Genomic DNA, 14,154 nt, shown 5'->3' on the forward strand with positions numbered 1-14,154 from the left:
GTGTCTTGCCTCCGTGGTTTGCTGTGAGTCTTCGCGACGCAGCACCTCGCATGCCGCAATCTTTCGAGGCTTACCACGCAAGCAAACCGGTCAGCTCGCGCAAGCGGATGGTTTCGAGTTGGCGGACGGCTTGGCGGATCGCGGAGGATCGGCCGGCGTCCAGTCGGCCCGCCGTCAGGCGTTCGAACTTGGCATCGACCGCGCTCCAGTCCATCGGACGCGTATGAAAGCCTTCGTAGTCCGCCTGCTCGCCGCCGATGATCGCGTCGTTCGTCATCACGATCTGCATCGAGACCGGCATTTCATCCGGGATGCGGTTCGTATAGTCCGCGTTCGGCGCGACATTCACGCGTCGCAGAAGGCTTTGCACGTCGTTGCGCCGTATGCGCTCATCGGCGAACTGCTCGGGCCATACTTCGCCATCGAGCAAAGCAACGGCAATCAGATACTTCAGGTTGTGATCGGCCTGCTCCTTGGTCCAGCACTGATCCTTCGGGCCGTACGCGCCACCGCCCAGCACCTGATACGCGCCGTCCGACACCTGCACGTTCACCTCCGCGATTTTCCGCGCGTCGATGTCATGGTGGTTGCGCAAGCGGATGGCGAGATCCACGGCGCTTTGCGACTGAAATTCGGCGTCGTGCTTCTTGATGGACACGCGATGCGGCACGTCGAGCCGTTCGCGGCTCCAGTCGAGCGACGGCTTCGCGCCCGCGAGATGAGAGAGTCCCATCGGTCCTTCGAAGACACCCATCGGTCCGGTAACGCCATTGCGCGCGAGAAGGGTGTTGAGAAGCGCGCGGCTCGCCGCTTCGCCCGAAGCGAGCCCCTTCCACTCGGACACCGGCTCGGCCTGAATCGCCGCGAGCGACACCGCGCCGACGCCCGCGAGCGCGAGCGCCTGCGCGCAGCGCCATTCGTCGAGCGCGAAGAGGCTCGATGCACCTGCCGCGACCGAAAAAGCCAGCGGCGTCGTGTAATTGATGCCCGCACGCATCGTCGGTATGTCGAGCAGACGCGTCTGCACCTGATACGCGATGGCGAGCGCCGTGAGAAACGCGGCGCCCGTCGCGTCCGCATATTCCCCGGCTGCGACGAGCGCGCCGATGTTGTCCGCGGGATGGCACACCTCGCCGCGAATCGCCGTGTTGTCCATGAAGTCGAGATAGCGGACGAGGCAGCCGTTATACAGCGCGGCGCGGTCCGGCGCGCCGCTTCCGCCGCCGATGAACGTGACGAGCGGCGGCCCGCCGAACTCGGTCGCGAGGCGGCGCACCTTCAGCATCGGCGGATGGCCGATCGCGCCGATCGCGCAGCCGAGCGCATCGACGATACTGCGCTTGAGCCTGTCGAGCGCCGCGTCGCCGAGATCGCCGATATGCACGCGGCCGATGAACGCGGCAAGCTGTTCTGTCATCGACGGTTGCTCTTCTGTGTCGTGCGCCGTCGCCACCATGACGGTTCCCCTCATCCTCTTGGCAATGGCTGCGTTCGAGCATTGCACGTACCACTGGGTACGGCGGAATGCGGTTTGCTTGAATGTTCACGCTCAGGCGCGCCCGCGCCCGGGCGTCGTACCTTCCTTCGCTTCTCAAGAAGAGGTAAATCATGAGTGACCCCTTCCCCTTTCCGAAGTCTCCCGCCAACGACGTCTCGCGACGAAGCAAACCCGCCGCTATCGCGCGCGGTCTCGGCTGGTACAGCCTGGCGCTCGGCGCTGCTCAACTGCTCGCGCCGAATTCGGTCGCGCGCGCGGCCGGCGTGCGAACGGGCTCGACGCTGATGCGGCTCTATGGCCTGCGCGAAATCGCATGCGGCATCGGCATTCTCGTTTCGCGCGATCCCACGCCGTATCTGTGGGCGCGCGTCGGCGGCGACGCGCTCGACCTCGCGACGCTCGTCACCGCATCGGACAGAACGAGCCCGCGCGCGCTGACCGCGCTGCTGAACGTGGCGGGCGTCACGGCGCTCGACATTCATTCGGCCACCGCCCTCTCCTCGCACGCCGAAGACGAGCGTCGTGAAGCTCAGCTTCGAGGGCAGCGGTTCGCCTCGATGTATCGCAACCGCAGCGGCTTTCCGCGCTCGCCCGAAGCCATGCGAGGCACGGCGCTGCGCGACTTCGAAACGCCGCGCGACATGCGCGCGCCCGACGAGATGCTGCCGTACACGCATGCGCAGTACAAAAAGGCGAAAGGCGCCTGACGCCCGCCGGCAAGACAACTTTCCCCACCATCGAAACACGCGCGAATACGCGAAGGAGTCATCGTGGACATGTCATCCTGCTCGCCCTCCATCACGACGATGATCCGCATGGATCACACGCACGTCATGGCGGCGTTCCATCGTTACCATGCCGATAGTGCGTGGTGGCGCAAACGCGCCATCGTCGAGCTGGCCTGCACAGCGCTCGAAATTCATGCGCAACTCGAAGAAGAGATCTTCTATCCCGCGCTCGCCGAAGCGATTCCGGGCGACGACACGCTGGAGAAGAGCAAGCCCGAGCACGACAAGATGCGCGAGGACATTGCCAAGCTGCGCGCGATGGGTCCGGACGACGCCTCCTACGATGCCCGCTTCATGCAGTTGATGCGCGAGGTCATTCACCATGTGGCGGACGAAGAGACCGTGTTGTTGCCGACGGCCGAGCGCGCGCTGGCTTCGCGATTGTCGGAACTCGGGCAGCAGATGACAAAGCGCAGGATGCAGCTGGTCGGGCAGAAGCGTCCTGCTTCGATTGCGGTGAACACGGTCGGCACGTTCCCGCTGGCTTCGCTCGCGCTGATATCGCTCGGCGCGCTTGCCGTCGCGCAAGTGCTGCGGCCCTCGCCCTCGCGGCGGGCGAGGGAGTACGCGTAAAGCGGCAGGAGCCCAAGCCGCGCGTCGGTCGGCGCGCGGCGCTCAACCGATAAAAAAAGCGCGCCGGGGGATGCGGCGCGCTCGTTCCTGCTCAGGTGGCGACGACGAGTGTGGGGTCTCGTCAGCCAGCCGCCTTCACTTCCTCGGCCATCTGCGTCTTCGCGAGTTGCGTCAGCTTTTCGTCGGTGGACTTTTCTTCCTGCAACGTCTCGAGCAGCAGGTTCATCGCTTCTTCCTGGCCGAGCTGCTTCGCCAGCGTCGCGAGCGTGCCGTACGTCGCGATCTCGTAGTGTTCCACCTTCTGCGCTGCTGCGATCAGAGCGGCATCGCGAATCGGGCCTTGCTCGAAGTCTTCGATCTGCTCCTGCCCTTCCTCGACGAGCCCTTCCATCGCCACGCACTTGATGCGCTTGAGCTTGACGCCGCACAGTTCGACCACCTTGTCGATCCGTTCGATCTGACCGTTGGTTTCTTCCAGATGCTGCTGGAATGCCTGCTTCAATTGCTCGTTGGTGCTCGCGCGTGCCAGCTTCGGCAGCGCCTTCGTCAGTTGTTTCTCTGCGCTATAAACGTCGGACAGTGCGTGAATGAACAAGTCCTGCATAGTCTTCGATGCCATCGATGCCTCCGTTTCAGGGTGAGTGGGTTCGCACCGGCCGGTGGGCCAGCCGCGCATGTCTATCGCGCAATCGCCATTCCAGTCTTAGACGCGCGGCACTTCGAGCGGCAGCGCGCGCTTGTGGCGCGTCGCCATGTAAAAGCGGCGTATGGTCGTAAGCACGTCTTCGCTTACGTCCTTGCCTTCGAGAAAGTCGTCGATGTTCTCGTAGCTGATGCCGTAGCTGTCTTCATCCGGCTTTTGCGGCGTGAGCGTTTCGAGGTCCGCCGTTGGCACCTTCATCACCAGACGATCGTCCGCGCCCATCGAACGCGCGAGCGCGCGCACGCGGCGTTTCGTGAGTCCGGAGAGCGGCAGGATGTCCGCGCCGCCGTCGCCGTACTTGGTGAAGAAGCCCATCAGCGATTCCGCCGCGTGGTCCGTGCCGATCACGACGCCGCGCCGCGCGCCGGCAATCGCGTACTGCGCGATCATCCGCTCGCGCGCCTTGATGTTGCCGAGAACGAAGTCTTCCTGGAAATCGTCGGTGTATTGCGCGCCGCCTTGCTTGAGCGCCGCGATCATTTCGTCCGACGGTCCCTTCACGTTGACCGTAAGAGTCTCGTCCGGGCGCACGAATTCGAGCGCGGCCTGCGCGTCGTCTTCGTCACGCTGCGAACCGTACGGCAGCCGCACCGCGACGAAATGCGCCTCGTAGCGGCGCGCGCGCAGCCGCTCGACGGCAAGCTGCGCAAGACGCCCGGCCGTGGACGAATCCACGCCGCCGCTGATCCCGAGCACGTAGGTTCGCAGTCCCTGCGACGTCAGATAGTCGGACAAGAAGGCGACGCGCCGCTCGCGCTCGGTATCCGCGTCGAAGTCCTGACTGACACCCAGTTCCTGAGCGATCTGCTGTTGCCACTGCCTCCATTCGCTTTGGCTCTGATCCATGTTCGTCCCCCAACGGTTTTGATCAATGTCTCGGCAGACGGTCGAAGTAATGCTCGAGGCGCGAGATGGCATAGAGCGCCGCCGCGCGCCGGACTTCGTTGCGTTCGCCATCGAAGACCTTCGTCTCGCTGAACGTGACGATCTGGCCGTCGCGCAGCTTGTACGACCATGCAAAGCATTGCGTGCCCGCCTCGGGGCCGTCGCCGGGCGGGGCATCGGCCACGCCCGTGTTCGACACCGAGACGGTCGCGGAGCAGCCTTCCTGCTTCAGCGCGCCTTCCGACATTTCGCGCGCCACCTCCTCGCTCGTGAGGCCGTATTGCTTCATCGTGTCCTCGCGCACGCCGAGAAAGCCGGCCTTGCCCGAAGGCGAATAGGTGACGAAGCCCACGTCGAGGCAACTGCCGCTGCCCGGCACGGACGAGATGAGCGACGCGATGTAACCCGCCGTGCACGATTCGGCTGTCGCAAGCACCAGGCCACGCGAGCTGAGAAAAGAAACGACTTGTCGTGGTACGTCCATGTTTACTGTCTCCTTGTTCTCGCTGCCAATGACCTTGCAGGCAAGTCCAAAGCAATCGCTGCACCAAAGAGCAGCGGTCCGTCCATGGAATGTCTATTGCTTGAACGGACGAATACGTCCCGAGCCGTATGAAAACCATAACTCCGCACAATCAAACAAACGGCCATGCAGAGCGCTCTTAGTCCGGCAGGCATCCAGGCAAGTCGCGTCCTGGAGCTATGGCACATCACGCTGACTGTCTGCTGCGTAGTGTTCGCCTGCGTGCTCCTCGCGTGCATGTTCGCGCTCTTGCGCGCGCCGCGCGGCAACCAGACGACGCCCGCCGACATGACGAAGCGCGAGCGGCCGGAGCGCGGCATCCACCGCTTCGTGATCGTGGGGACCGTCTTGTCGGCGCTTGGGCTGGTCAGCCTGCTGATCGCCGACGTCGTCACCGATCGCGCCTTGTCGCGGCTTCCGGTCGACAACGCGCTGCACGTGGAAATGACCGGCTATCAATGGTGGTGGCAGGCGCGCTACGCGCCCGAAGGCGGCGCCGATGGTTTCGCGGTCGCAAACGAGCTTCATGTGCCGGTCGGCCGGCCGGTGGTCGTATCGTTGAAGGCCGCGGACGTTATACATACATTCTGGGTGCCTAATTTACATGGCAAGAAGGACATGATTCCCGGCCAGGACTCGACCATCACGTTTCGCGCCGACCGCGCGGGGACGTATCGCGGGCAGTGCGCGGAATTCTGCGGCTACGAGCACGCGATGATGGCGTTCTCGGTCGTCGCCGACCCGCCCGAGCAATATGCAGCGTGGGCCGCGCAACAACGGCAGACGGCGAGCACGTCGAGCGACGCACTCGCGATGCACGGACGCGACGTCTTTCTGAACGGCGACTGCGCCCGCTGCCACACGGTGCGCGGCACGCCGGCCAACGGCTCGGTAGGCCCGGACCTCACGCATCTGGCGAGCCGGCAGACGATTGCGGCCGGCACCTTCGTCAACAACGCGCACAACCTCGCGGCGTGGATCACCAATCCGCCCGCCCTCAAGCCCGGCGTCATGATGCCGGCGACGCAACTCGCCCCTGGCGATCTCCAGGCCCTCGTCGTCTGGCTCGGAACTCTCAAATGAGCGCGCCCGCTTCTTCCCGCTTCGGCCCGGCCGATGACAACGGCTCCCGTCCCGTCGACGGTCCGCACGCCTCGCCCGCTGTGCGCGAAACGCTTGCCGCGACGTGGAGCGATCCGCCCGGCTTCATCGGCGCGCTGTCGGCGATCAATCACAAGACGGTGGCGCGCCGCTTCATCGTGACGACGTTCGCGTTCTTCGTGCTCGCGGGCCTGCTCGCGCTCGCCATGCGCATGCAGCTCGCGCGGCCCGATCTGCGGCTGATCGGCCCGAACCTGTACAACGAACTCTTCACGATGCACGGCACGACGATGATGTTTCTCTTCGCCGTGCCGGTGATGCAGGCAGTCGCGGCGTACCTCGTGCCGCTCATGATCGGCGCGCGAAGTGTCGCGTTCCCGCGCATGAACGCGTACGCGTACTGGGTCTTTCTCTTCGGCGGCATCCTGCTGTTCGCCTCGCTCGCGGTGAACAGCGCGCCGGCCGCCGGCTGGTTCAGCTATGTGCCGCTCGCGGGCCCCGACTACTCGCCGGGCAAGGGCTCCGACATCTGGGCGCAGATGATCACGTTCACGGAACTCTCCGGCCTGATCGAAGCGGTCATCCTCATCAGCACCATCTTCAAGATGCGCGCGCCGGGCATGTCGCTCAACCGCATGCCTCTTTTCGTGTGGGCCACGCTGGTCACGCAGTTCATGGTGATCTTCGCGATGCCTTCGGTCATGCTGTGCAGCACCGCGCTCATTCTCGACCGGCTGGTCGGCACGCACTTCTATAACCCGGCGAAGGGCGGCGACGTGCTGCTCTGGCAGCATCTCTTCTGGTTCTTCGGACACCCGGAGGTCTACCTCGTCTTCATCCCGCCGCTGGGCTTCATCTCGTCGATCATTCCGACCTTCGCGCGCCGCCCGGTGTTCGGGTATCCCGCGATGGTGCTCGCGCTCATCGCCACCGCGTTTCTCGCGTTCGGGCTGTGGGTGCATCATATGTTCGCGACGAATCTGCCGGAGCTCGGCAAGAGCTTCTTCACGGCGGCGAGCCTCTCCATCGCGATTCCATCGGCCATTCAGATCTTTTGCTGGATCGGCACGCTCTGGACCGGCCGCCTGAACCTGCGCACGCCGCTGCTCTTCGTGCTCGCGTTCTTCTTCATTCTCGTGATGGGCGGGATGACCGGCATCATGGTCGCCTCCGTTCCGCTGGACCTGCAAGTGCACGACACGTACTTCGTCGTGGCGCATCTGCACTACGTGCTACTGGGCGGCGCCGTGTTTCCGCTCTTCGGCGCGTTCTTCTACTGGTTCCCGAAATTCGCGGGCCGCATGCTGTCCGAGCGGCTCGGGCGCTGGCAGTTCTGGCTCTTCTTCATCGGCTTCAACGTCACCTTCTTTCCGATGCATCTGCTCGGTCTGCACGGCATGCCGCGCCGCGTCTGGACGTATCCGCACGGGCTCGGCTGGGACGGCATGAATCTCATGTCGACCATCGGCGCATGGATCATCGCGGTGAGCGTGCTGCTTTTCATCGTCAATGTGGTGCTGACGCTGCGAAGCAAACAACCGGCGCCTGCCGATCCGTGGGGCGCGGGCACGCTCGAATGGAGCGTGCCGTCGCCGCCGCCGCCGCATAACTTCGACGCGATTCCGGTCGTGCACGGACGCGATCCGCTGTGGGAACCAGCGGGCGAGCCGCGCTTCGTCGGCGGACTGGCGGCCGATGCGCGCGAAGTGCTGATGACGAGCGTGCTCGATGCGAAGCCGGACCATCGACCGCTCTTTCCGTCGCCTTCCATCTGGCCGTTCATCAGCGCGGTGGTGACGACGATTCTCTTCATCGGCTCGATCTATTCGCCGTGGGCCATCGTGTGGGGCTCGCCGCCGGTCGCCGCGGCGATGATCGCGTGGTTCTGGCCGAAGCGGTCGAGCAATGCGTTCGCAGCCGCACGGGAGCAGCGCCCATGAGTACCGCCAGCAACCTTCGGAACGCGCAGACGCGCCCCGACGAAGCGAACGTCACCGAACTCGACGTGCGCGGGCTCCCGACCTTCGCGTTCGGGCATCGCAGCGTCATGTGGTGGAGCACGGCGGGGCTGATGCTGATCGAAGGCACGGTCTTCGGCATCGCGGTGATGATGTACTTCTATCTGCGCACGCATGCGCCCGCCTGGCCGATGGCCGCGTCCGCGCCCGAATTGCGCTGGGGCACGCTCAATACGGTGGTGCTGCTCGCGAGCATGCTCCCGAACCAGCTCGCCAAGCGCGCCGCCGAGCGTTTCGACCGCGGACGCGCGAAGCTGTGGATGACGGTGTGCCTCATCGCGACCATCGTGTTCATGGTGTTGCGCGGCTTCGAATTCGCGACGCTCAACGTCAACTGGTACACCAATGCGTACGGCTCGGTGGTGTGGCTGCTGCTCGGCCTGCACACGACGCACCTCGTCACCGATTTCATCGATACCGCCGTGCTGACCGTGCTGCTCTTCACCGGCCCGTTCGAGGGCAAGCGCTTCGTGGACGTCAGCGAGAACGCCGTGTACTGGTATTTCGTCGTACTAAGCTGGCTGCCGATTTACGGCGTCATTTACTGGGCGCCCCGCTTTTGAATCCCGATCATGCTGACCTGGCCCGCCCTCCTCTTCGCACCGTCCGTCCTCCTCGGCTTGTTGAGCCTGAACTACGCGCTCGTCGAGCCGTCGTGCCATTTGCAAAGCATGCTTCTGATGCACGGCATAAGCGTGGCGAGCCTCGCGGTAAGCGTCCTCTCGACACTGCTCGCCTTCGGCCGCTGGCGCAGCGCGGGGCGCGAGGCCGATCCATCCTCGCCCGCGCTGCGCTCGCGCGCAGGCTTCATGGCCGTCGTGGCGACGGGAGTGGGCACGCTCTCGTCGATCGGCATCATCTTCATCTCGCTACCGCAATGGCTGCTTTCCGCTTGTTGACAAGGACGGCCGCGGGCGTCGCCGCCGTCACGTTCGCCGATGCTGCGTGCGCTCACGCGGTCTCGGCCGGCGCGAGCAGCGTCCCGGCGAGCTTCGGCTGGACGCTCGAGCCGTGGGTCGTCGCGTGTCTCGCGTTGAGCATCGGGCTCTATCTCGCAGGTTATGCGCGGCTTCGCGTGCGCGGGGCGCGCGGCCGCCGCGATCGCGCGCTGCGTCTCGTCTCGTTCGTGACCGGCTGGATCGCGCTCGTCATCGCGCTCGTGTCGCCGCTGCATAGTCTGAGCGAGGCGCTCTTTTCGGCGCACATGCTCCAGCATGAGATCTTCATGCTCGTGGCCGCGCCGTTGCTCGTGATCGGCAGGCCGCTCGCGGTGTGGCTGTGGGCCTTTCCTCCGCGTGCGCGGCAAGCGATCAGCGCCGCGACGCGCAGCGCGTGGATCAACACGCCGTGGCGCTGGCTGACCATGCCTGCCGTCGCGTGGGTGCTGCATGCGGCGGCCTTGTGGTGCTGGCATGCGCCGCGCTTTTTCGAAGCCGCGCTCGCCAGCGAAGGCATTCATACGCTGCAACACACGAGCTTTCTCGGCACCGCGCTGCTTTTCTGGTGGACCGTGTTTCGTCCCGCCTCGGAGGACGGCTCGCGCTCCCACAGCGCGCACGCGATGCTGTCGCTCTTCACGACGATGGTCCACACCGGCGCGCTCGGCGCGTTGCTGACGCTCGCGCCCGAGGTCTGGTATCCGTCGTGCATCGAAAGCACGCTCGCGCTCGGCTTCGATCCGCTGCAGGATCAGCAACTCGGCGGACTCGTGATGTGGGTGCCGGGCGGGCTCGCCTATCTCGTCGGCGGGCTGCTGGTCGGCGCGCACTGGCTCGCGAGGCGGCCCGCATCGACGCTTGCGCCCGCCACGCGCGCCACGTCCGCCGCGCGCCCGGCGGCGTCAACCACTCGCCTGCGGGCGCACGAGGAGTCCTGACATGCGCTCGTTCACGAGAGTCCGCCTGCGCACATCGCTTTCGATGCGAGGCATCGCGGCCGCATCGCTCGTCATGGTCATGGCGGTCGCGGCAAATGTCGCGGAGGCGGCGGAACAGGCGCCCTCGCCCGAACTCATCGCACGCGGCGCGTATGTCGCGCGAATCGGCGACTGCGCCGGTTGCCACACCGCGCCGAAAGGCGGCGCGCCGTACGCGGGCGGCCTCGGCGTGAATTCGCCGTTCGGCACCATCTACAGCAGCAACATCACGCCCGATCCCGAGCTCGGCATCGGCAAATACAGTTATGAAGATTTCGTCCGCGTGATGCGCGAAGGCGTTGCGCCAGGCAACAAGGGACTCTATCCCGCGATGCCTTATGCGTCCTTCGTGAAGATGAACGAAGACGACTTGCGCGCGCTCTACGCGTACATGATGCACGGCGTGCCGCCGGTGCATTACAAGCCGCCGCCAACGGACGTGTCGTTTCCCTTCAATCAGCGTTGGGCGCTGCGCGTGTGGCGATGGGCTATCGCGCCGAAGAAGGTGTACGAGCCGCGGCCCGAGCGCGATGCCACATGGAATCGCGGCGCGTATATCGTGCAAGGGCCCGGCCATTGCGGAGCCTGCCACACGCCGCGCGGGCTTGCGTATCAGGAGCGCGGCTACGACGAATCGTCCAAGACATATCTCTCGGGCGCGGTCACCGACAACTGGTACGCGATGAATCTGCGCGGCGATCCGGGATCGGGACTCGGGCGCATGTCGACAGAGGAGATCGCGTCGTTCCTGAAGACGGGTCATGGCGGCGACAAGACGATCGCGTTCGGCACCATGGTGCAGACCATCGAGGACAGCCTGCAGTATCTGAACGACGACGATCTCACCGCCATCGCCACGTATCTGAAGACGCTGCCCGCGACCGGCGCCGCCGATGGCACGTTCGATCCCTCGCTCGCGCCGCCGGGGCGTCTCAAGACGCGCGCGCCCGATAAGCCGCCCGGTCAGGGCGCGGCCGTCTACGCGACCTTCTGCGCGCAATGTCACCTCGATACGGGACAGGGCGTGCCGAAGGCGTTTCCGAGGCTCGCGGGCAACCCCGCCGTCATCAGCGAGGACACGACTTCGCTCATTCGGCTGATCGTCGAAGGCGGCAATAGCCCGGACACCGTTCACGGGCCGCCGCGGCAAAACATGCCGGGCTTCGCGGGCCGTCTGTCAGATTTGCAGATCGGGCAAGTGCTCTCTTACATTCGCTCGTCGTGGGGCAACGACGCGCGGCCTGTCACCACGAACGATGTTGCGTCCTTTCGTAGCAAGATACATAAGTAACGGCGGTTACATTCACGAGTAAATCATGCGGATTCGTCGGACGCTTCGATGAGACAAGGTTGCCGATATAAGATCGGACAAAAAGACTTCGTTCCACTAAATACGGCTTGCATTTCCTTACGTTTCGCTTTGAGCCTTCTCAAGCTTTTTGGCTTATCCTAAACTCTTGCTTACGAGTAAGAGCGAAACGTGGACCTGTGGATTCCGAGTTCGTCTTCGGGGGAAGACGACCACAGTTAGCGCACTCCTCGCCCTTGCCGCATCGCCTCACGGGTGACAGCCAGGGTGCCTCTAGAAGAACGACAACATCACTTCTAACGCCGTGAAAATTCTCATCGTCAACACGTTGTATTACCCGGACAAGGTCGGTGGGGCCGAGGTATCGACGCAACTTCTCGCCGAGGGTCTCGTGCGAGCCGGCATGGAAGTCAGCGTCGCCTGCGCGACCGGTACGGGCACGGACAGCATTTCCGAATTGAACGGGGTGAAGGTCTATCGTCTGCGCAACGCCAATCTGTACTGGCCGCATCGGCCAAAAAAGCGCTCGCGCGTGGCGAGATTCGCCTGGCACGCGCTCGATGTCTATAACGTCGTGATGTCGCGCAAGCTCGCGGGCATCATCGCGCATGAAAAGCCGGACGTCATTCATACCAGCAATCTCGCCTGTCTCTCCGTGGACGTATGGCGCGTGGCGCGCAACGCGGGCGTGCCGATCGTGCATACCGCGCGCGACTATTATCTGATGTGCCCGTCCACGACAATGTTCTCGGACGCGGAGCCTTGCAAGCGGCAGTGCGCGTCCTGCGCGCTGTATTCGGCGCCGAAGCGCGGCGCGTCGGCGCGCGTGGAAGTGGCGATCGGCGTGAGCCGCTTCGTGTTGCAAAAGCATCTGGAGAACGGCTATTTTCCGCATGCGTCGCGCACGGCGGTCGTGAGCAATTGCTATATCCCGAGCACCGACAGCGCGGCGCTCGTCAACAAGCGGCGTTACGAAGGCGGCCCGGTGCGCCTTGGCGTGCTCGGGCGCGTGGCGCGCGACAAAGGCTCGGAGGTCGTGCTCGAACAACTCTCGGCCGATCACACGCTCGACTGGACGCTCGCGTTCGGCGGCAATGGCGAGGCCGGTTACATCGCATCGCTCAAGACGAAGTATCGCGACCCGCGCGTGCAGTTTCTCGGACACGTGAAGGCGAGCGACTTTCTCAATAGCATCGACATTCTCATCGTCCCTTCCATCTGGCACGAACCGTTCGGGCGCGTGATCGTGGAAGCGTACTCGCACGGCTTGCCCGTGGTCGGCGCGAACCGGGGCGGCATTCCCGAAGTCATTGAACCGCGTTCCGGTCTCGTGTTCGACATGGATCGGCCGGAGACGCTCATCCAGAAGATCCGCGAAGCCATCGAACTGCTGAAAGAGCCGTCGGTGCATGACCGGCTGCGCAAACACGCCGATACCTTCAACCCCGACACGATGGTGAACGCGTATCTCGACATCTACCGTAGCGCGCTCGAAGGCGCGATGACGAGAAGCGCCGAGCCGGTCGCCGCCGCCATCACGCCCAAGGCGCACATGGATTGATGACCGCGCAACGCGGTCATCGGTCATTCTTCATCGGTCATTGAAATTTCACGGGCACCGGACTCGTCAGCAAGTTCACGTACAGGTTGAAGAACCTGGCGTTGTCGTACTTCGTCACATAGGTGATCTTGAGCGGTGATGCGCCGGGCGCGGGCGCGTCCGGATACACGCGCACGTGCCCCTGATTTTCGCCCGGCGTGGTGTCGATATCGAGGTACGCGCTCTGCGTTTCGGTCGCGTAAGTCGGGTCGAGAAAGTAAGGCATCGTCAGCGTGTCGTAGATATCGGTATGGCTCGCGAAAGCATTCGAGTTCTCCACCGCATAGACCTTCGTGACGGCCGTCTGCCCCGTCGGCGGATTGACGATCTGGTTGTAGATGCTTTCGGTGAGCGGCACGGTGTTGGTCACATCGAGCGGAATCACGCGCTGCGGAATGGTCGTCTGCAACAGCGTGCGCACGGCCACCGGATCGAACCACCAGTTCAGTTCGCCCACGGCGTTCGCGTTGCCCGGCACGTTCATGGCGCCGCCCATGTAGACGATCTGCTTGATGAGCGGCACGATCTCGGGCGCCTTCTTGACGGCAGTGGCGAGGTTCGTCGGCGGTCCCACTTCGATGATCGTCACCTGGTTCGGATAGCGCTTGATCGTGTCGATCATGAAGTCCGCGGCGGCTTCCGCTTGCAGTTTGGTCGACTGCGCGAAGCCGTCGGGGGGCGCGGTGAGTTGCGACGCGTCGGTGGGCTCCGGGCGCATCCACGCGCCGAAGTACCCATTCGGATTCGCGGCCTGCTGCGCGCGAATGCTCGCGACATCGTACTGAAGCGGATAGTTCGCGCCGGCGTACACGCCGACCCGGTTCTGCACGCCCATGCGCTCGACAGCCTTCAGCGCATCGGCTTCTTCCTGCAAGAGCCAGTCGTTGCCCGTCACGACGCACAGGCCGAGCAGATTCACTTTGCCCTGCCCCATCAACTGGCTCGTCATCGCGAAGAGTTGGCCGTCATCGCCCATCGTGTTGAAGTCGGAATCGATGATGACCTTCGGTGCGTCGTTGTAGACATCGTGATGATCCGAGCCGCCGCAAGCGGCCACGAGGCAGGACAGAAGCGGCGGAATCAGCGGAAGCAGTCTGCGGGGCGCCATGGTGTGTCTCCTTGTGTTTGAACGTTCTGGATGGCCGCGCTGGCAAGCGGCCTGATTCATTCTAGGAGCATTCACTGCGTTCGGAGGCATGATCGTCGATGCCTGCGGGAGCGCACTTTGCTGGCATCGCACA

At 64.3% G+C, this 14,154-nt stretch carries 14 protein-coding genes; 9 read left to right on the plus strand and 5 right to left on the minus strand.

All coding sequences use genetic code 11. The annotated features are described in order from the left end of the window. Nucleotides 1-70 precede the first annotated feature (70 nt). On the minus strand, nucleotides 71-1,417 hold the full coding sequence (locus HWX53_RS19100; protein ID WP_175943705.1) for an MmgE/PrpD family protein: 1,347 nt from the start codon (nucleotides 1,415-1,417) through the stop codon (nucleotides 71-73). 191 nt (nucleotides 1,418-1,608) lie between these two features. On the opposite strand from HWX53_RS19100, the gene HWX53_RS19105 reads away from it, so the two are divergent. After that, entirely contained in the window at nucleotides 1,609-2,205 is a 597-nt protein-coding gene (locus tag HWX53_RS19105; protein WP_241270029.1) for a hypothetical protein, read from the plus strand. A gap of 69 nt (nucleotides 2,206-2,274) precedes the next feature. Then, nucleotides 2,275-2,859: a hemerythrin domain-containing protein gene (locus HWX53_RS19110; protein WP_175944036.1), complete on the plus strand. Its 585-nt coding sequence runs from the start codon at nucleotides 2,275-2,277 to the stop codon at nucleotides 2,857-2,859. A 121-nt stretch (nucleotides 2,860-2,980) separates the two neighbouring features. On the opposite strand, the gene HWX53_RS19115 is transcribed toward HWX53_RS19110, so the two are convergent. The 3 genes from HWX53_RS19115 to HWX53_RS19125 form a co-directional block, all read right to left on the minus strand. Continuing rightward, entirely contained in the window at nucleotides 2,981-3,478 is a 498-nt protein-coding gene (locus HWX53_RS19115) for a ferritin-like domain-containing protein (RefSeq protein WP_175943707.1), read from the minus strand. An 84-nt stretch (nucleotides 3,479-3,562) separates the two neighbouring features. Then, a complete protein-coding gene (nadE, locus tag HWX53_RS19120) occupies nucleotides 3,563-4,408 on the minus strand; it encodes an ammonia-dependent NAD(+) synthetase (RefSeq protein ID WP_175943709.1) in 846 nt (281 codons plus the stop codon). Between the two features lie 22 nt (nucleotides 4,409-4,430). Further along, nucleotides 4,431-4,931 (minus strand): CinA family protein, encoded by a 501-nt coding sequence (locus HWX53_RS19125; protein ID WP_175943711.1) that lies wholly within the window; start codon nucleotides 4,929-4,931, stop codon nucleotides 4,431-4,433. 165 nt (nucleotides 4,932-5,096) lie between these two features. Between HWX53_RS19125 and coxB the strand changes: the two genes are divergently transcribed. The 7 genes from coxB to HWX53_RS19160 all read left to right on the plus strand — a co-directional run bounded on the left by coxB (nucleotide 5,097) and on the right by HWX53_RS19160 (nucleotide 12,874). Beyond that, the gene (coxB, locus tag HWX53_RS19130) at nucleotides 5,097-6,053 is read left to right on the plus strand and encodes a cytochrome c oxidase subunit II (protein WP_175943713.1); all 957 of its coding nucleotides are present in this window, start codon (nucleotides 5,097-5,099) and stop codon (nucleotides 6,051-6,053) included. Next, the gene (ctaD, locus tag HWX53_RS19135; RefSeq protein WP_175943715.1) at nucleotides 6,050-8,011 is read left to right on the plus strand and encodes a cytochrome c oxidase subunit I; all 1,962 of its coding nucleotides are present in this window, start codon (nucleotides 6,050-6,052) and stop codon (nucleotides 8,009-8,011) included. Before coxB ends, ctaD begins: the two co-directional genes overlap by 4 nt. After that, nucleotides 8,008-8,652 (plus strand): cytochrome c oxidase subunit 3, encoded by a 645-nt coding sequence (locus HWX53_RS19140; RefSeq protein WP_175943717.1) that lies wholly within the window; start codon nucleotides 8,008-8,010, stop codon nucleotides 8,650-8,652. Before ctaD ends, HWX53_RS19140 begins: the two co-directional genes overlap by 4 nt. Before the next feature lie 9 nt (nucleotides 8,653-8,661). Beyond that, complete coding sequence (locus HWX53_RS19145; protein ID WP_175943719.1) at nucleotides 8,662-8,988, plus strand: hypothetical protein; 327 nt, start codon at nucleotides 8,662-8,664, stop codon at nucleotides 8,986-8,988. Further along, the gene (locus tag HWX53_RS19150; RefSeq protein ID WP_244140184.1) at nucleotides 8,982-9,965 is read left to right on the plus strand and encodes a cytochrome c oxidase assembly protein; all 984 of its coding nucleotides are present in this window, start codon (nucleotides 8,982-8,984) and stop codon (nucleotides 9,963-9,965) included. The genes HWX53_RS19145 and HWX53_RS19150 overlap by 7 nt, the downstream gene beginning before the upstream one ends. Before the next feature lie 79 nt (nucleotides 9,966-10,044). Then, nucleotides 10,045-11,295 (plus strand): cytochrome c, encoded by a 1,251-nt coding sequence (locus HWX53_RS19155; RefSeq protein ID WP_244140202.1) that lies wholly within the window; start codon nucleotides 10,045-10,047, stop codon nucleotides 11,293-11,295. Between the two features lie 322 nt (nucleotides 11,296-11,617). Beyond that, on the plus strand, nucleotides 11,618-12,874 hold the full coding sequence (locus HWX53_RS19160) for a glycosyltransferase family 4 protein (RefSeq protein WP_175943723.1): 1,257 nt from the start codon (nucleotides 11,618-11,620) through the stop codon (nucleotides 12,872-12,874). Nucleotides 12,875-12,911: 37 nt separating this feature from the next. On the opposite strand, the gene HWX53_RS19165 is transcribed toward HWX53_RS19160, so the two are convergent. Further along, nucleotides 12,912-14,021 carry a nucleoside hydrolase gene (locus HWX53_RS19165; protein ID WP_175943725.1) on the minus strand — a complete coding sequence of 370 codons (1,110 nt, stop codon included), beginning with the start codon at nucleotides 14,019-14,021 and terminating at the stop codon, nucleotides 12,912-12,914. Nucleotides 14,022-14,154: the final 133 nt, after the last annotated feature.

This window comes from Caballeronia sp. BCC1704 (assembly GCF_902833455.1).
GTDB lineage: Bacteria > Pseudomonadota > Gammaproteobacteria > Burkholderiales > Burkholderiaceae > Caballeronia.

Coding starts and splice junctions, on each gene's coding strand:
- HWX53_RS19100 (WP_175943705.1), bottom strand. CDS start 1,417: ATGACAGAACAGCTTGCCGCGTTCATCGGCCGCGTGCATATCGGCGAT.
- HWX53_RS19165 (WP_175943725.1), bottom strand. CDS start 14,021: ATGGCGCCCCGCAGACTGCTTCCGCTGATTCCGCCGCTTCTGTCCTGC.
- HWX53_RS19145 (WP_175943719.1), top strand. CDS start 8,662: ATGCTGACCTGGCCCGCCCTCCTCTTCGCACCGTCCGTCCTCCTCGGC.
- HWX53_RS19155 (WP_244140202.1), top strand. CDS start 10,045: ATGGCGGTCGCGGCAAATGTCGCGGAGGCGGCGGAACAGGCGCCCTCG.
- HWX53_RS19125 (WP_175943711.1), bottom strand. CDS start 4,931: ATGGACGTACCACGACAAGTCGTTTCTTTTCTCAGCTCGCGTGGCCTG.
- HWX53_RS19110 (WP_175944036.1), top strand. CDS start 2,275: ATGTCATCCTGCTCGCCCTCCATCACGACGATGATCCGCATGGATCAC.
- HWX53_RS19115 (WP_175943707.1), bottom strand. CDS start 3,478: ATGGCATCGAAGACTATGCAGGACTTGTTCATTCACGCACTGTCCGAC.
- ctaD (WP_175943715.1), top strand. CDS start 6,050: ATGAGCGCGCCCGCTTCTTCCCGCTTCGGCCCGGCCGATGACAACGGC.
- HWX53_RS19105 (WP_241270029.1), top strand. CDS start 1,609: ATGAGTGACCCCTTCCCCTTTCCGAAGTCTCCCGCCAACGACGTCTCG.
- coxB (WP_175943713.1), top strand. CDS start 5,097: ATGCAGAGCGCTCTTAGTCCGGCAGGCATCCAGGCAAGTCGCGTCCTG.
- nadE (WP_175943709.1), bottom strand. CDS start 4,408: ATGGATCAGAGCCAAAGCGAATGGAGGCAGTGGCAACAGCAGATCGCT.
- HWX53_RS19140 (WP_175943717.1), top strand. CDS start 8,008: ATGAGTACCGCCAGCAACCTTCGGAACGCGCAGACGCGCCCCGACGAA.